Origin of the sequence: Mesorhizobium sp. M7A.F.Ca.ET.027.03.2.1 (assembly GCF_003999175.1) — a bacterium.
Lineage (GTDB): Bacteria > Pseudomonadota > Alphaproteobacteria > Rhizobiales > Rhizobiaceae > Mesorhizobium.
Genome location: NZ_RZOM01001892.1, coordinates 1 through 464 on the forward strand (window position 1 = coordinate 1; position 464 = coordinate 464).

Annotated in this window: 1 protein-coding gene; it reads left to right on the plus strand. The window is 63.8% G+C overall.

Annotated features, from left to right (window positions below; genetic code table 11):
• Window positions 1-29: 29 nt before the first annotated feature.
• Window positions 30-464 (plus strand): putative Ig domain-containing protein (locus EN750_RS38635; RefSeq protein WP_189526885.1); only part of this gene is annotated, 435 nt, incomplete at its 3' end.

Consider the following 464-nt stretch of genomic DNA (forward strand, 5'->3'; position numbering starts at 1 on the left):
CCTTTACGTTCTCGATCGTTTCGGGCTCCATGCCCGTCGCCTTCAGCAGTGCCGGCGTCCTCTCCGGGCCGGTCATAGCGCCCCCCGGCGTCTACAGTTTCAGGATTCGGGCGACGGACCATGTCGGCAACAACGGCGAACGCGACTACACGCTTGCGATCACCACTGGCCCGCCCATCGTAATTTCACCGGCAGCTTTGCCCAATGGCCAGGTTGGGCAGCCCTATAGCCAGATGCTGACCGCAACCGGCGGTGTGGGCGCGCCTTACACGTTTCAGCGGATCATCGGAAATCTGCCCGAAGGCGTTTCGCTCGCAACCGATGGCACACTCGGCGGCACGCCGACCGAGAGCGGATCATTTGCCTTTGCCGTCGATGTGTTCGACACCTCCGAGAACAGGGCAAGGCGCGAGTATACGCTGGACATCGCTGCGGCGCCCCGACCGACGGCGCCGTCACTGACC